Raw genomic sequence first — 16390 nt, forward strand, 5'->3', positions numbered from 1 at the left:
TCGCCGTCGCTCGGACGGGCAGGGTCAAACCGCTCTTTCATCCTGGCGAAAGCCCTTATCAGTCTCGGCCGTCGGCTCACGTATGACCGCCGACAGACGAACCGTCCTCGCACTCTCCGGTGCCATCCTGGCAGGGGTGGCCGGCTGTACGAGCGACGGAGACACTACGGACGACGGCACCGGTGATCCGGGCAATGGCGGAAACGGCCCGGGCAACGGCGACGCCGGAAACGGCGATGCCGGCGAGGAGTGGGACGACGCGCCCGCGTTCCCGGAGATCGACCCGGTCACCGAGCCCGCGATCGAGACCGGCCGGCTGGCGAGGCAGGTCCGGGGCAACGTCGCGTTCTCGCTCGCGCTGCTCGCTCGCCTTCGAGAGGAAGAGCCCGACGCGAACCTCTTCTTCTCGCCGTACAGCGTCTCGGTCGCGCTCGCGATGACCTATGCGGGCGCTGACAGCGAGACCGCCGACGAGATGCGCGAGGCGCTGCGGTACGAACTCGGGGGCGAGGACCTCCACACCGCCTTCGGTGCGCTCGAGGACGAGTTCGAGCGTCGGAACGAGGACGGTGAGGCGACACGCGCCTCGGATGGCGAGCGGACGGAGTCCGCGAGCGACGGCGAGGAAGTCGAGCCGCCGGAGTGGGCCGAAGAAGACGGAGAGGAGGACGATCTGGGGTTCCAGTTCTCGAGCGCGAACGCCCTCTGGGCAGAGGAGCGCTACCCGTTCGACGACGACTACTTCGCGCTGCTCGAGCGCTACTACGGGGCCGGCGAACACACCGTAGACTTCCGCGGCGATCCCGAGGGGGCGCGCCGGGAGATCAACGACTGGGTCGAGGAGCGGACGAACGACCGCATCGAGGACCTGCTGTCGGAGGACACGATCGACGAGAGAACGCGGCTCGTCCTGACGAACGCGGTGTACTTCCTCGCGGCCTGGGAACACGACTTCGATCCCGCGGCGACGGCACCGGAGCCGTTCACGAGTCTCGACGGTACCGAAACCGAGGTCGAGATGATGCACCAGATCGAGGAGTTCCCCTACGCCGAGGTCGACGGCCACCAGCTGGTCGAACTGCCGTACGCCAACGGTGACACCAGCATGGTCGTGCTCCTTCCCGCCGAGGGCGAGTTCGAGCGCTTCGAGGAGTCGTTCTCGGTCGATCGACTGGCGACCATGCTCGAGGCGGCCTCGCCGCGCGAGGTCGACCTCGGCCTCCCGACGTTCGGTATCGAGTCTGAGTTCAGCCTCGTCGAGACCATGCAGTCGCTCGGGATGGAGCGGGCGTTCACGGAGGCCGCCGACCTCGGCGACATGGTCGAGGGCGACCACGAGGAGCTCTACGTCGACGACGTCGTCCACCAGAGCTTCCTCGAGGTCGACGAGGAAGGGACGGAGGCGGCGGCCGCGACGGCGGTCGTGGTGAGCACGACCGCCGCGATGACGGGGGAAACGGTCGAGATGACCGTCGACAGACCGTTCCTCTTCTACGTGCGCGACCGACCGACGGAGACGCCGCTGTTCCTCGGCCGCGTCGTCGATGGAGGGACGCTACAGGACGGCTGACGGAACCGCGGTCGACGGTGTCCTTCTCGGGAGTCGACGGGGACGCACTGAAGGGGCAGTCGTGCGACCGAGTGGGCCGCCCCGAACTAGCGCCGATCGGAGACACCGATTCCCCCGTCAGTGTCGAGATACCGACCGATCGCTGTCCGTCGGCGATAGAAATATTGTTCTTTGTCTATATGTTATGGGCGTAATGAGTTCCAGAACCTCGACGACCGCGAGCACCGGAACGATCACCGCACTCCAACCGTGGCAAGCCGGGGTGGTCGGCGGCCTCGCAGGCGGACTGCTCTTCGGGCTGGTGATGACCGTGCTGACGCCGGAGGCCCTCGAAATCACGATCCCGTCGATGTACGGGCAGGAGGGGGCGATCGTCGGCTGGGCAGTCCACCTCGTCCACGCGGCGATCCTCGGGGTCGTCTTCGGGGCGGTACTCCAGGCGTCGCCGCTCGGCGAGTACGCGCAGACGCCGACCCAGGTCGTCAGCGCGGGCGTCGTCTACGGCCTCGTGCTCTGGGCCGTGCTCGCGGTCGTCGTCATGCCGATCTGGGTCCTCGGCGTCGACCTCGGGCTGGAAGCGATCCCGAACCTCGAGACGGAGAGCCTCGTCGGACACGCCGCCTACGGGACCGTCCTCGGTACCGTCACCGTCGCACTGACCGAGTGAGCGCGCTCCGAATCAGCGCTCGACACTCGAGCGAATCCGCACCCGAACGGCGTCGCCGACCCGAAACGTGCGGTCGGGACAGATCAGTTTCGCGCCGAAGTCGCCGTCGCGGGCGCAGAAGGTCGATAGACCGGTGATCGGATCGCCGTTCGCCGTGACGACGACGTCGTCCCACGCGACGGTCCGGCCATCCTCGCCGACGACGCCGCAACGGTCGCCGTTCAGGGAGACGACGCTCCCCGCCGATCGGTCGTCCGCGTACAGCCCCCCGCCGTCGTAGTGCGGCAGGCCACCGTCGAGGACGCCGCCGTCGTCGGTCCGGATGCCGACGAACGACTCGCCCGGCGCTGGATGGGGCGGCGCGTCGAGGACGGCGTACGTGTCGCCGGCCGCGACGACGGTTCCCGTGCCGTCCCAGGGGAGCGGCCGGACGTCGACGGCCGGCTCGAGCGCCAGCGATCCGGACGCGCGGTAGGGGTTCTGTTCCGGCGTCCGGAAGCCGACGTGGAGGTGGTTGTCGACCCAGGGGGCGAAGAAGCCGGCGCGGACGAGGCTCCCGAGGGAGTCGCCGCGCTCGACGCGGTCGCCGGCCTCGAGCGCCGGCTCGACGTGGAGGATGCGAGCGATCAGTCCCGCGAGCGAGTCGGGACCGTCGCACTCGAGGAGGAGCAGGTGGTCGTGCTCGGCGGCGTAGGGTTTCGGCGGCGCGCGGACGGTTCGAACCTCGCGGACCGTTCCCGAGACCGGACTGGGTGCGGCGGTCGTCCGGCCGTCCCGGAGAGTGTCCGGGTAGAGGTCGACGGCACAGCCCCCGTCGTGGGCGGGATACGGCGAGTTGTACAGCGAGAACCGCGCGTATTCCTCGAGCAGCGACCCCGGCAGCGTCACCATCGTCACTATTCGGTACCGATAGCGTGTAAAGGTCGCCCCTTTCGACCGCGACCGATGCGCCGTCGATCCGGAGGACCGTTTATCCGGCTCGATCGCCTACCGACGGCCATGTACGTCGTCCGCGGTCGCGCCGACTCGATCGCCGCCGACCGGCGCGTGACCGATCGACTCCACTCGTGGGCGGCCGAGGGCGAGCCCGCGGTCCGGGTCTGGACGCCCCACCGACAGGTCGCCTTCGGGCGGCGCGACCGGCGTCTCGAGGGGTATGATCGCGCTCGCGACCGCGCACGCGAGCGTGGCTTCCCGCCCGTCGAGCGGTCGGTGGGCGGCCGGGCCGTCGCCTACGACGGCGAGACGACCCTGGCGTTCGCCCGCGCGGACCCCGTCGAGGACTTCCGTCGCGGGACCGACGAGCGCTACGAACGGGCGACTACAGCGGTCGAACGCGGACTCGAGGGGCTGGGACTCGACCTCGAGCGTGGCGAACCCGACGACTCGTTCTGTCCGGGGACCCACTCGCTGTCGGTCGTCGACGACGAATCGACGGGGCGGAAAGTGGTCGGTATCGCCCAGCGCGTCCGCCAGGACGCCGCGCTCACCGCCGGGATCGTCCTCGTCGACGCTCGAGCGGCGCTGGCTGACGTGCTCGAGGCGGTCTACGACGCGCTCGGCGTCGGGTTCGATCCGGCGACCGTCGGCACCGTCGCGAGTGCGGGCGGTACCGGTAACCCCCACGCAGTTCGGGTGGCGCTCGAGGCGGCGCTGGTCGACGACGCGGAGCCACGCGTTCGGTCGGTGACGGCAGTCCTCGACGACAACTGATCGAGCGACGCAGTCGGCTCGAGGCGAAACCGTGGAGGCTTTGCCGCCGCCCGCCGTCGTCGGGATATGCGCCAGTTCGTCTGTATCGGTCACGAGGTGCCGACCGAACCCGACTTCTCGCTCGACGACCTCGCGGGCGGGGCCGGCCGCCTCGACGCCCTCTGCCGGTCGATCACGTCCGCGTTCGTCACCTCCCACGGCATCCGGGAGGACGTCCGCGTCCACCTCGTCGCACGGGACGAACTCACGATCACCTTCGACGGATCGGATCTGCGTCGGCTCAACCCCGACGAGCGCTCGACCGCCGCGCTGGTCCGAAACGCGCTCGAGCACCGCGACGAGGCCATCGGGGCGCTCCCCGCCGAACCCAGCCCCGGCGTCGAGGTCTACCGCCGTGGACTCGAGGGGACGCTCGACGCCCTCGAGGGGACGGTCGTCCAGCTTCACGAGGACGGCGACCCGGTCGTCGACGGCGGCACCATTTCGGACCCCATCTTCGTCCTCTCGGATCACCGGGATTTCACCGCCGAGGAGGCGTCGCTGCTCGCCGAGCGCGTCGACGAGCGGCTCCGACTGGGACCGGAACTGCTCCACGCCGACCAGGCGATCACGGTCGTCCACCACTTTCTGGACACCGACGGCTACGAGCGATTCTAGTCGCGTGATGCGGTCTCGAGTCCCCCGCCCGATGGGCTTTCGGAAGCGTTAAACGCTCGGACGCGCACACTTCACCTGCGGGCCGGTGGGGTAGCTTGGTATCCTTCGGCCTTCGGGTGGCCGTAACCGCAGTTCGAATCTGCGCCGGCCCACTGGATACATATACCTTTTCCCGCATTCTCTGACAGTTAGCGGCCGCTCTGCGGGGTGGTGCGCGTGAGCACCACGCCGTGGACTCCTGTCGAGCGGTCGACCTGTCTTCACTGCGGTGCTCACGTCACCGAGCAGTTCCGCCGCGTCTTCGGTGACGATCTCGACCGCGCCCATCGTTGCGGCGAGTGCGACAGTTACGCGCGCCTGAGCCGCGGGTCCGCCGCCGGGCTCGAGGTCGACGTGCCGGACCCTGAGACGGCGAACGGTCGTCAGGGAGGTGAGCCCGATGTCTGAGCGCCTCGAGTGGCCGGCCGGTTTCGAGCGAACGCCGGCCGACGAGCGCGAGTCCTACCCGCACGGGTTCCGCGTCTCGCGCACTGCCGCGTTCGACAACATCCTCAAGGAGCTGCGGAAGATGGATGCGCGGAACGTCCAAGTGAAGACGGCCGCGCCGCACACTCAGGCCGAACCGCACCGTCCATACGCCGACCGCGATCCCGATGATCCGGGCGTCGTGGTCTACTTCGAGCGCGACGGCCAGCAGTTCGCGGTGCCGTGCGATCGGTGGGACAACCTCCGGGACAATGCCCAGGCGATCGCGAAGTACCTGAACGCGAAGCGGGCGCTCGATCGATACGGTGTGCAGACCGTCGAGTCGGAGTTTTCGACGCAAGCACTGCCGAGTGCCGACGAGAAGGCGGTCGGTGGTGAAGAACCTCCGTACGTCGTTCTCGACGTCGAACCGGACGCGAGTGAAGCAGAGGTTCGCCACGCCTTCCGCGAGAAGGTCAAAGACGCCCATCCCGACAATGGCGGAAGCGCTACCGAGTTCCAGCGGGTTCGCGATGCCTACGACGAACTGACCGCGGACAACGCGGGTGGTTCCCGATGACCGGGTTCGTCCCCGCGAGTCAGTTGTACGATGTCGAGAGTCGGACGCCCATAGCCCATCCGGCCCACCAGGTGACCGACGCCGACGTTCGCGGAGCGGTCGAGAAGCGAGAAGTTCGTACCGACGGCGGTGGGACGAACCGACTCGTCGACTCCGACGAGTGTGAGCGGTGCGACGCCACCGTTCCCGCGACGCGGCGGCTCTGTTCCGACTGTGCTCGCGAGGTCCGGAAAGCCCGAGGTGGTCCGCTGTGAGTCGCGCTTCCACCCTCGAGAGTCCGAAGGCCAGCGGGGACGCCCTCGAGGCCGACGTCATCCAGGCGATCGACGCCCTCGAGTACGTCGGTGACCGGACGGCCACCTGGCACGACGCCCGGACCACCGCGCTACTCGAGCCGCGCGAGACGCTGCCGTTCTACGGGATTGTCGTTGTCGAACCCGAGACACCGGTCGAGATCAAGGGCTGCCAGATCCGGACGAGCAACGGCTCGCGATCGACTCGCGGACGGTTCTACGTCAAGCGCGACGCTCACGAGCAACTGCTCGAGGCCGCGGGGATGTACCTGTTCGTCGTCTACCTCCCGCGGCCGGGTCTTCCCCAGGTCGCGCGGGCGGTGGTTCCCGCGACGATCGTCGACGAATTGCTTGCCGGTCGGTGGTACGACGTCGATGGGAACCGGTCGGAGAGCGAGGTCGCGAAACTCGCGTGGTCGCACGTCCTCGAGCCGGTTGCGGTCGATTCGGAGCGAACGGTAGGTGGTCGTCCGTGACGGTCTACACGAGCTATTTCGGCGGGCTCACCACGGAGTTCGAACCCAGCGAGGAGGCCGACATCTTCGGGGTCGTTCGCTATCCGCAGGATTTCGTCGACCGGGTGACCGACCGGAACATTCCAGCGGTAGCACCGCCGGAGAACCTCCTCGATGCCTACAAGCGGGTCGAAGGGACCGCCGAAGACGACGGGGCCGACTACCCCAGCGCGGTCGCCTGGCGGACCGTCGATTTCGAGCCGCGGTATCTGAACTACCTGCGAAGCTACCCCGGCCCGCAGCGGGTCCTCGACGAACTGCGCGAGCGTGCCCTCGAGCGTGACGTCTGGCTCGTCTGTTGGGAAAAGGACTGTCGCTGGTGTCACCGTCGCCCGCTCGCGAGCGAGATCGTCGCCGACCTCGAGGAGATCGACGTCGTTCACCGGCCCGACCCGCGGACGATCGACCTCGAGAGCGGGAGCGACGAGACCGACGAGAATGGGCCGGAAAACGCGGCTCTGACCGACTTTACCCCGGAGGCCTGACGATGACGGATCTGACGGAATTCGGGGTTTCGGATCCGCAGGAACCGGCAGGCGACGACGATGACGAGCCCGACGAGCCTGCGAGTCAGTGGCCGGCGTGCATCGACTGTGGGTACGTGGGCCGGGAAGTGAAATCCCGGCTGGGCCAGTCGGTGCCGCTCTGTACGGCCTGTTTCGCCGAACGGGAGGGATTACTGTGAGCGCGCGGAAGTTCCTCCGGTTCCAGTGCCACGAGTTCGACGCCCACTTTCACGTGGTGCGTCCGGGGCTGAAACCCTACTACGCGCTTACAGACGTCCGCAAAAACCACGACTGGGGTGCAGACGGGAAGCCGACCGGCACCTTCGACTTCGACGGCGAGACTTGGCGCGTCTGTCTCGACTACGACGATCAGCCGATCCTTCCGTGGTCAGACCCGTCGTACAAGCTCGAGACGGCATACCTCTACCGGATCTATTTCGTCTGCGAGGATTCGCTCGACGACGGAGAGCGCGCCGACCGCTCGAACCGAGTGAAAGGCGGAACGATCACGTTCCGGCCGCGCTGGCCCGACATGAAGAAACAAGACGAGGAGACCGGCGTGATCGAAGATGTCGAGGGGTACATGGACCTCGGCGTGCCGTACCTGGACGCCCAGGTACAGGGATCGAACATCGACTTCGACTGCTACACTGACCTGCTCGCCGAGGCGGCTGCGGCGTTCGGCATCCCCCGGCGGTACTTCCACGAGTTCCACCACACGAGCAACGTAGTCGACGCGGCGGTGTACGTTCGAATCAAGCGGTCGGAGTCCGGCCCAATCTACGCACCGGACGGGCCGCTCGCCCGCATTCACTCACTGCTCGAGTCGGATCGATCCGGCTACCGAAAGCACGTCGAAGACAACCGGGATCGCCCCGGTGACTACGTGACGAGCGTAATCAGCGACGTCCGCGCCGGGAAACTGATTCGCGGGCACGAACTCGGGAAAGAGTGCAAGCACTACTACATGCGCGATCCCGAGACGTACAACCCCGACGAGTTCGGCTACCATCCGAAACTCGAGGTGAGCTACCAGACGAGCGTCACGGACAAAACCGTCTACTGGGACCGTGACGACGGCGAACTCGACCGCCACGATATGCGTCGCGAACTCGAGGAGGTGCTGGTGAACATCCTCGAGTGGGCCGGACTCGACGTAACGGGCGGCGAGCAGTACCAGAAGGACGCGTATTTCAAACCTGACGAACGTGAACGCCGGTCGCTAAAACTCGTCGACTGCCCGCTGCCGGAGATCGAGAGCGAGCAGGAGGCCGCGATCATGCGGCTCTGGGGTGATATGAACCCGGCCGACGAGGCCGTCGTCGACACCTTGCTCGCGGACGGTGGCGAGATCGCGCCGAAGGACGTCGCCGACGAAACCGGCTACTGCTACGATACGATTCTCCGCGCGGTCGACCGCCTCGAGGGATTCGTGCAACACACCTACGGCGAGCTGGCGATCGAGAGCGACTACGCGGCCCAGGCGATGCTGAAACGGGTCCGGTCGGCAGAGGAGCAGTTCAGGCGGTCCATCGGGTCGACGGTCATGGAGGTAGCGAACGACGTCCAGGGCGTCGAGAGCGACGCGTTCGATCGGTTTGTCCGCAACTACGACGTCGGGGTTGACGAGACGCGAAACGACTGTCGGCTCTTGCTGAAGCCCCGGTACGTCGCTGCCGACCGCGAAGACGCGAAGTACCTTGCTCGCGAGGCGAAACTGGCCGTCTGTGAGCGCTACGGGAACGCTCGCGGCGTCCACATGCGGGTCAAACTCGCGGACGGCTCGGTTCGAACGTTCCACGACCTCGATCAAGGATGGGCCGGGGCCGACTGGGACCACGAGGAGGCCCGCCGGAAGCGCGAGCGCCAGCTCGAGGAGCAGGCCGACTGTGACGGTCGGGAGATCGATCCCGACGCGATCGACTTGGAAGCTGCGTGGGAGCAGTTCGCCGACCGTGACGAGTGGGTCAACTACTCGACGCTCCGGTTGATCCTCTCGACGATCGCCCAGGACGTCGACCGCCTTGAGGAGCGCCTCGTCAATCGCGGGGAGATCGTCACCAAGCAGGGACGCGGCTTCGCGATCGCGCCCCGGTAGCGCGGCCCTGGGTAGTGGCAACACTATCGTCCGGACTTATTTTCACGTTTTCACGACTGTATTACCTCGATGAACGAGGGTCCTGGCGTGTGCGACCAGGGCCGATCCTCGCATTCGCTCCGTTCGGCCCTGGCCGCACCCATTCCGGAATCCGACCCAGCGGGTCGAATTCCGGGTTAGGGCGTGTGGCTAAAGCCAAAGGTCCAAATCAACCGCCCCGCTTCCGCACTGTCGCCATGGCGATAGCGCCAAAAAATTACAGCGCCCCATCCCACCCTCTGCGCAAAATTCTCCAGTTGAAGCTCACGAAACGGGGTCCTGCCGTGTTCAGGACTTCAGTTAATAGAACATAATTGCCGATTTCGTGATAGGGTATTCCCAGGGGGGCTTATTGACTGTATATTGTTGAAATAATATCATCACAAATGTCTGGGTTATTATCCATATACCGGTATATCTTCCTAATTTTCTCAGATCTGTCATCTGAGTATTGTATCGTAGTGACATCTTCTAGACTTTCATAGAAGGCCATGACCGGAAGTGATCGATTATCAGAACCCTCAATTTTCAACACTGCGTCAGATATCACCATATCCTGGTTTGAGATGTTATCCCCAGGTACTACTTCCACCTTGTTTTGATACTCCTCGGTTAGAGATCTATTCAAATCATCAAAAAATCCTGATAAAGAGTCGCCATCGAGATCAATTAGTATATAAAGCGAGAAAGAGGTAAACATAAGCGAGTGACTCCTGAACTTTTTTATCAAGTTCCCATATCCTTCTTCAGATTTATATAGGACTTCGAATTGATCATCTGCTAGGTGCTGCCTCAATCTTTTTGTTTGATCGTCTTTCGCTTCTTCTGTGAGGTATTTATCGTAATTATCACCAATGTCCTTCTTTTTATGTGCTAATTCTAGAAGATATACATCATGCTTACCCTCACTGAAAACGACCTTTTTCATCGTTAGATCCCCCGCAGATCAATATTCAGTTCTTCCACTTCTTCTTCTGCTCTCTCATAACTTAACGAACGAGGAACTGGTTCTGTCAATTGAAGCAGTTTAAAATTGTCTGAAAGGAAGTCCTCTTCCTTTGCCTTAAGATGTTGGGAGAAGAACCCTTCAATCATATCCGAGTTATGTGTTGTTATGAATATTTGAAGATCTTTCTCTCGGACAATCTTGACCAGTTGTGTTAAGAGACTCTCTATATATCCTGGATGCATATGCACATCTGGCTCCTCAAGTAAAAGCACATTTCCTCTTCGATTATTAGATAAAACTTCCCAAAGGATTCCAACAATTGTCCTAAACCCATCACCCATGAATGAGTATGGGATTTCGTACTTCCCATCATCTTCCTTAAAGACTAATTTATCAAAGGAAAAATCCTCAAGGTTTTCTAAGATATTATGCGTGACTAGGTAGTCCTCTATATCGCTTACTCTTACTGCTGCATTCTCTTGAGACATATCCACATCTTCTGCCTCAAGAATAGGTGAATCAACCATTCGAACACCATCGACAGGCTCTGGTTCATCACCTACAAAACGATCTGCACCGAATCTCGGAACTAATTGGTTATTTAACCCTCTCCGGATATCATGACGAAGTCTGTCAAGTTCTTTTTCCTCTAATTCATTTATTGACGGATCTTCCTCAATTATTTTATCTAGTATTTTAGGTGATGCCTCAGATACAATATGATTGCGAATTTCTTCGTAGTACTCTCCAAGATGGATATACGCGTATTCATCCCCATCCACATCCATGATTATGGTATTATTCTCAGCAGCCGGCAAAGGTATATTTTCAGACATTTCAGTCACGGTTTCAGTAAGGACATCCTGCATAACCTCGGTAAGTTTTTCATCTTCGCTAAGATCTGGACGAATATTTCCCCGTAATCTAATAGGATACCTTTCATTTACCTCAATGATTTCTTGAAGGGATTCGATGAATATATCAATAGCTTCCTGTTTGCGTGGTTCCTGAATCCCCATCTCACGATGGTTGGATTCTGGTTTTGGTTCGCTGAAATCATCTAAAAGAGTCTGTTGTTCTTGGGTGTATTTTACACTAATAGTACAATATTCTTCATTGGCATTTATTACCTTATTTATATTATCAGAAAACCTATTTATTGAGGTGGGGTTGAATGCCAAGTCTATTGACTCTAATACCGAAGTTTTGCCAGTATTGTTCCTACCCGTTATAATATTTATTCTATTGGGATCATATTTTAAATCCCCTAACCCCTTAAATCCACTAATTCGAAGGTCAGTAATATTGGTCATTAGTTAGCCGTAACTTCTTGCCGACTCGTGTTGAGTCCTTCGATAGATCACATCTACTTGATCTATATTCACTGAGAACCATTTCCCATATTAATCACAACTACCTTTCCAGTGTCCTCGTCTCCCCCCACCGGTTGCACGTCGCGAAGATTGATTTCCCGGATATGAACACGAGGGCGAATCGGCCGTGTTCATATTTCGCCGCTCGCCGTCGCGATGGACTCACCGATCGGCCCGATCACGCCGGGTCCCGGCACCCGTTTATAACTAAACCCCGAGTGAGTGACCGCAAAAATCTAGGAATAGCGGCTTGTGTTCACGAACATGGCCCGCAACGACACACCCGGCTCGGTTCGGATTCGGACTGACGACGGTAACGAGTGGCGGTACGACGCGATCGAAAAGGCCGCCAGGTTCTACGACTGCAACCGATCGAACGCCGTCGCCTTCGCCTGCGAAGACGTCGACCACCTGGTTCGTGCAGCTCGCCAGGTCCTCGAGCGCGACGATCTGACTCGACAGCAGCGCCAGGAAATCGCCGAGACGCTCTCGACTCGAGCGGTTACCTTCGACGTCGAAACGTCGATCACTATCACGCGAAAAGGCGACTAGTGCATTTCTGAAGGGGAACGGGGGTAAGAGCAAAACACCCGTGGTAGAATCATGCAGTATGACCAGTTACGGCGACAAATACGTCGTCAATGAGACTTACCGGAGTTCGAGTGATCCAGAAAAGGACGAGTTCCAGACATGGTTGAACGGCCCAATCGACACAGGAATCCGAAATTCAGGCGGTATCCGCTCCATTAACAATCCGAGTACCGGCAAACGGGAATTCCTTGTCTTCTACTCTGATTCCAGCTCTTCTCAGACTCAAAACCCCTGGGAAGACGTTATCAATATGTCTGATGGGGTAGCTCACTACTGGGGCGATGCTAAAGCAAAGCACCGTCCTAATCCAGATTCCGCCACCGGGAACAACTGGGTCAAAACAGACTATATTGAAACCTATGCACAGGGCAACCGTACGGACGCACCACCAGTATTGTTATTTGAACAGCCAGAATCAGGTAAAGTCATCTTCCGTGGAGTTTGCGTGATTACCGATCTCCGAATTGAACGTCACAAAGATGAGGGTGAAATGGCTGTCAACTACTTGATCGAGCTTGCGATTCTTGATACCGATACTGCTAGTCTGGAATGGATTCATCGAAAGGCTCGGACCGGTGTCGATCAGGGTGGACCTGATGCATGGAACCAATGGGTGACTGAGGGTCGAATTCAGCGGTACTCGATATACAAAGACAATATTCGTACAAAGGATAGCCAATACCCAGATGGACAGGAGAAAGAATTGCTTGATGATATTCGGGGACGTCTCGATGGTCCAAATAAGGGAGTTCAACTTGAGTATCTCATTAAATACCTTCTCGAACAACTCCCGACATTCACTAACATAGAGTTGACCCCTTCAAGCGGTGACAGGGGAGTAGATCTCACAGGGAGTATTGATCTTCTTGCAGATTCGCATCTGAGTGATACTAAAACAACTGTAGATTTCAAAGCTCAAGTGAAAAATACGGGCAGCAGTATATCAGGGAAGGAACTCAGCAGACTGGCTTCTAGAATTGATGATGGTGAAATTGGATTGTTTTTTACCACTTCTCACTTCACACACAGCGCACAAAAAGAGAATTCGACTACATATCCGGTGCGGTTGTTTGCAGCCGCTGATTTGGTTGAGTTGCTTCTCCAAACCGAACTTGTCGAAAATCACCGTCTCGGTGACGATATTGTTAGTGATATTAAGGAGTCGACTTGATGACGAGATCACAAAACCGTGTATATATCGGGGATCAACTTCCGAAATAGATTAATGTAACAGAAGGCTCAAAATACGTCACCAATCGGGATTTTTGCCTGTTCGGTCCCGCGATGATCCCCACCGCCGTGCCACCGGAGCAGTGGGAGGTCGACCGCTCGAACCATCTTGTCCTTGACGATCGTACAGCCTGAGCGACCATGCGGCCGATAGACGACGAAACAGTACCAGCCGTCGTGACGCCGGAGTTTCTCGTGGTACTCGCGATAGACCTTGAAATTCCCCGGCTGACCGTCTGAGTGCTCGAGCATCGTGCTCTTGATCTCGACCGGCGTACCGTTCTGAAAGCGGGCGTCGTGCCAGCTCGAGCGCTGGAGTTCGAACCGTCGCTTCCGGGCCATCCGTTTTTCACAGATCGTCCCGAAGTGGTTGGCGCGCTTCGAGCGATTCACGCGGACCACGCGCATCGCGCGCCGCTATATATACTCCTCCGCTGCCATCGTCGCGATCGCGGTCGCGGTGATGGGCCGCGGGGACGCGGCCCTGGCGGGCCGCGCCGCCCACCGCTAAAGAGGGGGCGATTACGCTTTACACCGAGCCACCCCGGCGTGGTCATGCAATCACCTGCTCGACGGTGTTAACCCAGTCAGCTTTTTCGCCGCCTTCGTCGATCTCTTTCCACCAGTTCGAGACGGTTGCGTGGCTGTAGGGAACGAACTCGGCGGTTTCGCGAGCCGACATACCCTGTTGCCGACATTCCTCCATCGTCCAGGCCGCAACCCGCTTGACGTCCTCCTCGGCGATTGGCTCGTCGTCCTTGTCGCCGCTGCTGGGCGCTTCCCAACTCCAGGGCGCTTCGTCCTTCGTGTTGAAGTTCCAGTCCGTCGGCGGGATGCCCTCGAGCGGGCGGGGATCGACGTCGACGAGCTTGCCACCGGAAACCCGATCCGCGACGACGGCTCGCTTCTTGGATTTCTTCTTGATGATCGTCCCGACGCGCCAGAGCATCGGGTGGATCGACGACTCACCGTGCGCGATATAGATGAGTGCACCGCCGTACTTCCGAATCTTGTAGACGAGCGGCCCCATCTTCTGGCGGACCTTGTGGCCGTCCTTGCCCGTCCCGCTAGCATTGCTCGAGAACTCGTCACCGATGAACAGCTTCGGTTGCTGGGGGTTCTCGACCGGATCGCCGTCCTGTTGGACCCACTCCTCGAGCAGCGGATAGTGTGGAATCCAACCGTCTTCGACGGTCCCGTCGTCGCGAACCCAGTCGTCGATCCGCTCGAGCGTACGGATGTTGCTCGCAACGAGAAGATCGCCGTCGACCCACCGCTCGCGAAGCTGCCCACACAGCCCAGCGAAGTCGGTCTTGCCGTCGCCCATCTCGCCCAGGATAACGATGACCGGAGCGGGCCCGGCGACGATCTCCTGCAACCGGGTGATCGCTTTGATCCCGGCGAGGTCGGCTTCCTGTGACGGGTCGCCGATGTAGTGCTTCAGTGTGAGCGTGTCGCCGTTCTCGAGGGCGTTGCGGGCCGTCTCGCTCCCTTCGGCGCGAAGGATGTCCCGGTTTTTCCCGACGGCCATGTAGTCCTTGGCGGGCTTGCCGTCCCACCTATCGACGTCGTGGTGAATGGCGCGCATCGCGAGCTGGCGGTCGACCTTCTCGTCGCGAACGAATCCCGAGTGTTGGAGCACTTCATCCGGGTCCCGCTCGAGGTTGCCGTCCTGATACTCGCGGAAGCCGCCGACCGTGTAGTTATCCTGCTCGCGTCCGCCGTCCGTCATCAACCGCTTGCCGTTCTTCCGGTACTCGGTGCGTTTGTCGTTCATGGTTCGGTCCCTCCACCGGTCGCTGTTTCCTGGGTTTGCTCGAGCGTAGCAGGTGGGCCGTGGGCGGTTTCGATCCCGTGCTCGTCGGCGTAGTCCTCGACGTAGTTGGGGATGCTCTCGATGCCGTCTGTCGCGTTCTGCTCGGCGTCGTCACGCGCCGATTCGAAGCGTTTCTTGACGGCCGTCTTCGGATTCATCAGCCCGCGTTCGTCGGCCTCTGCTTCCTCGTTGATCACGTCCTTCTGAATCTGGAGCCCCATCTTCGAGATGCGCCCGCGGAGCTTGTTCGCCGCCAGATACTCCTCGACGAGCGCGCCGTGAATGTCCTCGAGCATCGCTTTGACCGTCACGAGCTTGCTATCCGCGAGTTGCGAGAAGTAGCACCCCGTGACGATGAGGTCGCCCGTATCCTCGTGATACTCGAACTCGCGAACCTCCCAGACTTCGCTCTCGTCGCACCAGTACGGCGCGGGTCCCTCGACGGTCTTCTCTTCCCAGACCGCCGGTTCGACGTAGTACTTCTCACGGACGTCTTTGACGCCGTTGATGTGGTGGACCGGGACCATGTTCCGGTTCCGGAGCTTCCGGACCCCGGTGACGAACAGCGCGAGCAACGGCGGCCCCAGAAGCGTGAGCGCCGCCAGCCAGCCCCAGACGATCGGCGGAACGCCGGGTAAAGACGGGCGCAACCAGACGATCGCCGCGCCGACCGAGACGAGCAACCCGAGCACGACGAGCTGGGCGTTCGCGACGACGTAGGTCACGCGGTCCGCCCAGCCGCTGAAGGTCGCGCTCGTCTCGCTCACGCCTTGACCACCCCGCTTTCCTCCTGACGGATGACGATGTACGCCCCGAGTCCGGCGAGTCCGACCGTCATCCCGACGCCGGAGAACAGTCCGCTCGTGCCGCCGAAGTGCCTGAACGGGTCTTCAGCGCTCGAACCGGTCGAGATGTACGGACCGCGTTCCTGCTGCATACTCAACTGGGTCGCAAACGATAGCGCCACGCCGTCACTCTCGTCGGCGTACGTCTCCACCACGATCGTACTGTTGCCCGCTGGGACCGTCTCTGACCGAGTTGCATACTGCCCCTCGCCTTCGTCCCAATCGGCGCTCTCGGCCATCGTGATCGTCGTGCGCTCTTTCGCGTGGACGTCGACCCTGAACGTCTGGTCGCTGTACTCCCAGTCGGTGATGTACGTCTCCGAGTCGATCATCGTCCACCCGTGGCGGTCCTCAAGGCCGTCGCCGTCGCTCTCGTTACCCGCGTCGTCTTGTGCGGCGACCGCGCCCATGCCCATGCCCATCGCGAGGGCGATCGCAACGGCCAGGGCTCCGACCGTGAGCAATCGCGAAAAGCTTGGCATG

20 protein-coding genes and 1 tRNA gene are annotated in these 16390 nt (G+C 60.9%); 14 read left to right on the top strand and 7 right to left on the bottom strand.

Translation table 11 applies throughout. The features are described from left to right. The first annotated feature begins 82 nt into the window (after positions 1 to 82). Both TX79_RS16035 and TX79_RS16040 read left to right on the top strand, forming a co-directional pair. A complete protein-coding gene (locus TX79_RS16035; RefSeq protein WP_049928654.1) occupies positions 83 to 1570 on the top strand; it encodes a serpin family protein in 1488 nt (495 codons plus the stop codon). A 193-nt stretch (positions 1571 to 1763) separates the two neighbouring features. Then, positions 1764 to 2237 carry a hypothetical protein gene (locus TX79_RS16040; protein ID WP_049929227.1) on the top strand — a complete coding sequence of 158 codons (474 nt, stop codon included), beginning with the start codon at positions 1764 to 1766 and terminating at the stop codon, positions 2235 to 2237. 12 nt (positions 2238 to 2249) lie between these two features. Here TX79_RS16040 and TX79_RS16045 read toward each other — a convergent pair whose 3' ends face one another. Further along, positions 2250 to 3128, bottom strand: a complete 879-nt coding sequence (locus TX79_RS16045; protein WP_049928655.1) for a hypothetical protein — start codon at positions 3126 to 3128, stop codon at positions 2250 to 2252. Between the two features lie 108 nt (positions 3129 to 3236). Between TX79_RS16045 and TX79_RS16050 the strand changes: the two genes are divergently transcribed. The 10 genes from TX79_RS16050 (at position 3237) to TX79_RS16090 (ending at position 9064) form a co-directional block, all read left to right on the top strand. Next, positions 3237 to 3950 carry a lipoyl protein ligase domain-containing protein gene (locus TX79_RS16050; protein ID WP_049928656.1) on the top strand — a complete coding sequence of 238 codons (714 nt, stop codon included), beginning with the start codon at positions 3237 to 3239 and terminating at the stop codon, positions 3948 to 3950. Between the two features lie 66 nt (positions 3951 to 4016). Then, positions 4017 to 4607, top strand: coding sequence for a tRNA (pseudouridine(54)-N(1))-methyltransferase TrmY (gene trmY / locus TX79_RS16055; protein WP_049928657.1), 591 nt, complete (start codon positions 4017 to 4019; stop codon positions 4605 to 4607). Between the two features lie 79 nt (positions 4608 to 4686). Continuing rightward, positions 4687 to 4759 (top strand) — tRNA-Pro (locus tag TX79_RS16060). Positions 4760 to 4814: 55 nt separating this feature from the next. Next, a complete protein-coding gene (locus TX79_RS19930; protein WP_081655616.1) occupies positions 4815 to 5054 on the top strand; it encodes a DUF7563 family protein in 240 nt (79 codons plus the stop codon). After that, positions 5047 to 5652: a J domain-containing protein gene (locus TX79_RS16065; RefSeq protein ID WP_049928658.1), complete on the top strand. Its 606-nt coding sequence runs from the start codon at positions 5047 to 5049 to the stop codon at positions 5650 to 5652. Before TX79_RS19930 ends, TX79_RS16065 begins: the two co-directional genes overlap by 8 nt. Beyond that, positions 5649 to 5906 carry a hypothetical protein gene (locus TX79_RS16070; protein ID WP_049928659.1) on the top strand — a complete coding sequence of 86 codons (258 nt, stop codon included), beginning with the start codon at positions 5649 to 5651 and terminating at the stop codon, positions 5904 to 5906. Before TX79_RS16065 ends, TX79_RS16070 begins: the two co-directional genes overlap by 4 nt. Further along, positions 5903 to 6421, top strand: a complete 519-nt coding sequence (locus tag TX79_RS16075) for a hypothetical protein (protein ID WP_049928660.1) — start codon at positions 5903 to 5905, stop codon at positions 6419 to 6421. Before TX79_RS16070 ends, TX79_RS16075 begins: the two co-directional genes overlap by 4 nt. Next, the gene (locus tag TX79_RS16080) at positions 6418 to 6945 is read left to right on the top strand and encodes a DUF488 family protein, N3 subclade (protein WP_049928661.1); all 528 of its coding nucleotides are present in this window, start codon (positions 6418 to 6420) and stop codon (positions 6943 to 6945) included. The genes TX79_RS16075 and TX79_RS16080 overlap by 4 nt, the downstream gene beginning before the upstream one ends. Before the next feature lie 2 nt (positions 6946 to 6947). Continuing rightward, complete coding sequence (locus TX79_RS16085; protein ID WP_049928662.1) at positions 6948 to 7145, top strand: hypothetical protein; 198 nt, start codon at positions 6948 to 6950, stop codon at positions 7143 to 7145. Next, a complete protein-coding gene (locus TX79_RS16090) occupies positions 7142 to 9064 on the top strand; it encodes a DUF7845 domain-containing protein (protein WP_049928663.1) in 1923 nt (640 codons plus the stop codon). The genes TX79_RS16085 and TX79_RS16090 overlap by 4 nt, the downstream gene beginning before the upstream one ends. A 388-nt stretch (positions 9065 to 9452) precedes the next feature. On the opposite strand, the gene TX79_RS19420 is transcribed toward TX79_RS16090, so the two are convergent. Both TX79_RS19420 and TX79_RS19080 read right to left on the bottom strand, forming a co-directional pair. Then, entirely contained in the window at positions 9453 to 10031 is a 579-nt protein-coding gene (locus TX79_RS19420; protein ID WP_154660563.1) for a hypothetical protein, read from the bottom strand. Between the two features lie 2 nt (positions 10032 to 10033). Further along, entirely contained in the window at positions 10034 to 11365 is a 1332-nt protein-coding gene (locus TX79_RS19080) for an ATP-binding protein (protein WP_081655617.1), read from the bottom strand. Between the two features lie 324 nt (positions 11366 to 11689). On the opposite strand from TX79_RS19080, the gene TX79_RS16095 reads away from it, so the two are divergent. Continuing rightward, positions 11690 to 11977 (top strand): DUF7692 domain-containing protein, encoded by a 288-nt coding sequence (locus TX79_RS16095; RefSeq protein WP_049928664.1) that lies wholly within the window; start codon positions 11690 to 11692, stop codon positions 11975 to 11977. Positions 11978 to 12035: 58 nt separating this feature from the next. After that, a complete protein-coding gene (locus TX79_RS19085; RefSeq protein ID WP_081655618.1) occupies positions 12036 to 13187 on the top strand; it encodes a restriction endonuclease in 1152 nt (383 codons plus the stop codon). Between the two features lie 68 nt (positions 13188 to 13255). Here the strand turns inward: TX79_RS19085 and TX79_RS16105 are convergent, their stop codons facing one another. The 4 genes from TX79_RS16105 to TX79_RS16120 form a co-directional block, all read right to left on the bottom strand. Continuing rightward, entirely contained in the window at positions 13256 to 13639 is a 384-nt protein-coding gene (locus tag TX79_RS16105; RefSeq protein ID WP_049929229.1) for a hypothetical protein, read from the bottom strand. Between the two features lie 160 nt (positions 13640 to 13799). Next, positions 13800 to 14978 carry a hypothetical protein gene (locus TX79_RS16110; protein ID WP_049929230.1) on the bottom strand — a complete coding sequence of 393 codons (1179 nt, stop codon included), beginning with the start codon at positions 14976 to 14978 and terminating at the stop codon, positions 13800 to 13802. Positions 14979 to 15019: 41 nt separating this feature from the next. Further along, complete coding sequence (locus TX79_RS16115; protein WP_049928666.1) at positions 15020 to 15829, bottom strand: hypothetical protein; 810 nt, start codon at positions 15827 to 15829, stop codon at positions 15020 to 15022. After that, positions 15826 to 16389 (bottom strand): hypothetical protein, encoded by a 564-nt coding sequence (locus TX79_RS16120; RefSeq protein ID WP_049928667.1) that lies wholly within the window; start codon positions 16387 to 16389, stop codon positions 15826 to 15828. Before TX79_RS16120 ends, TX79_RS16115 begins: the two co-directional genes overlap by 4 nt. Position 16390: the final 1 nt, after the last annotated feature.

The sequence above is a fragment of the Halopiger goleimassiliensis genome, assembly GCF_000455345.1.
GTDB classification, from domain to species: domain Archaea; phylum Halobacteriota; class Halobacteria; order Halobacteriales; family Natrialbaceae; genus Halopiger_A; species Halopiger_A goleimassiliensis.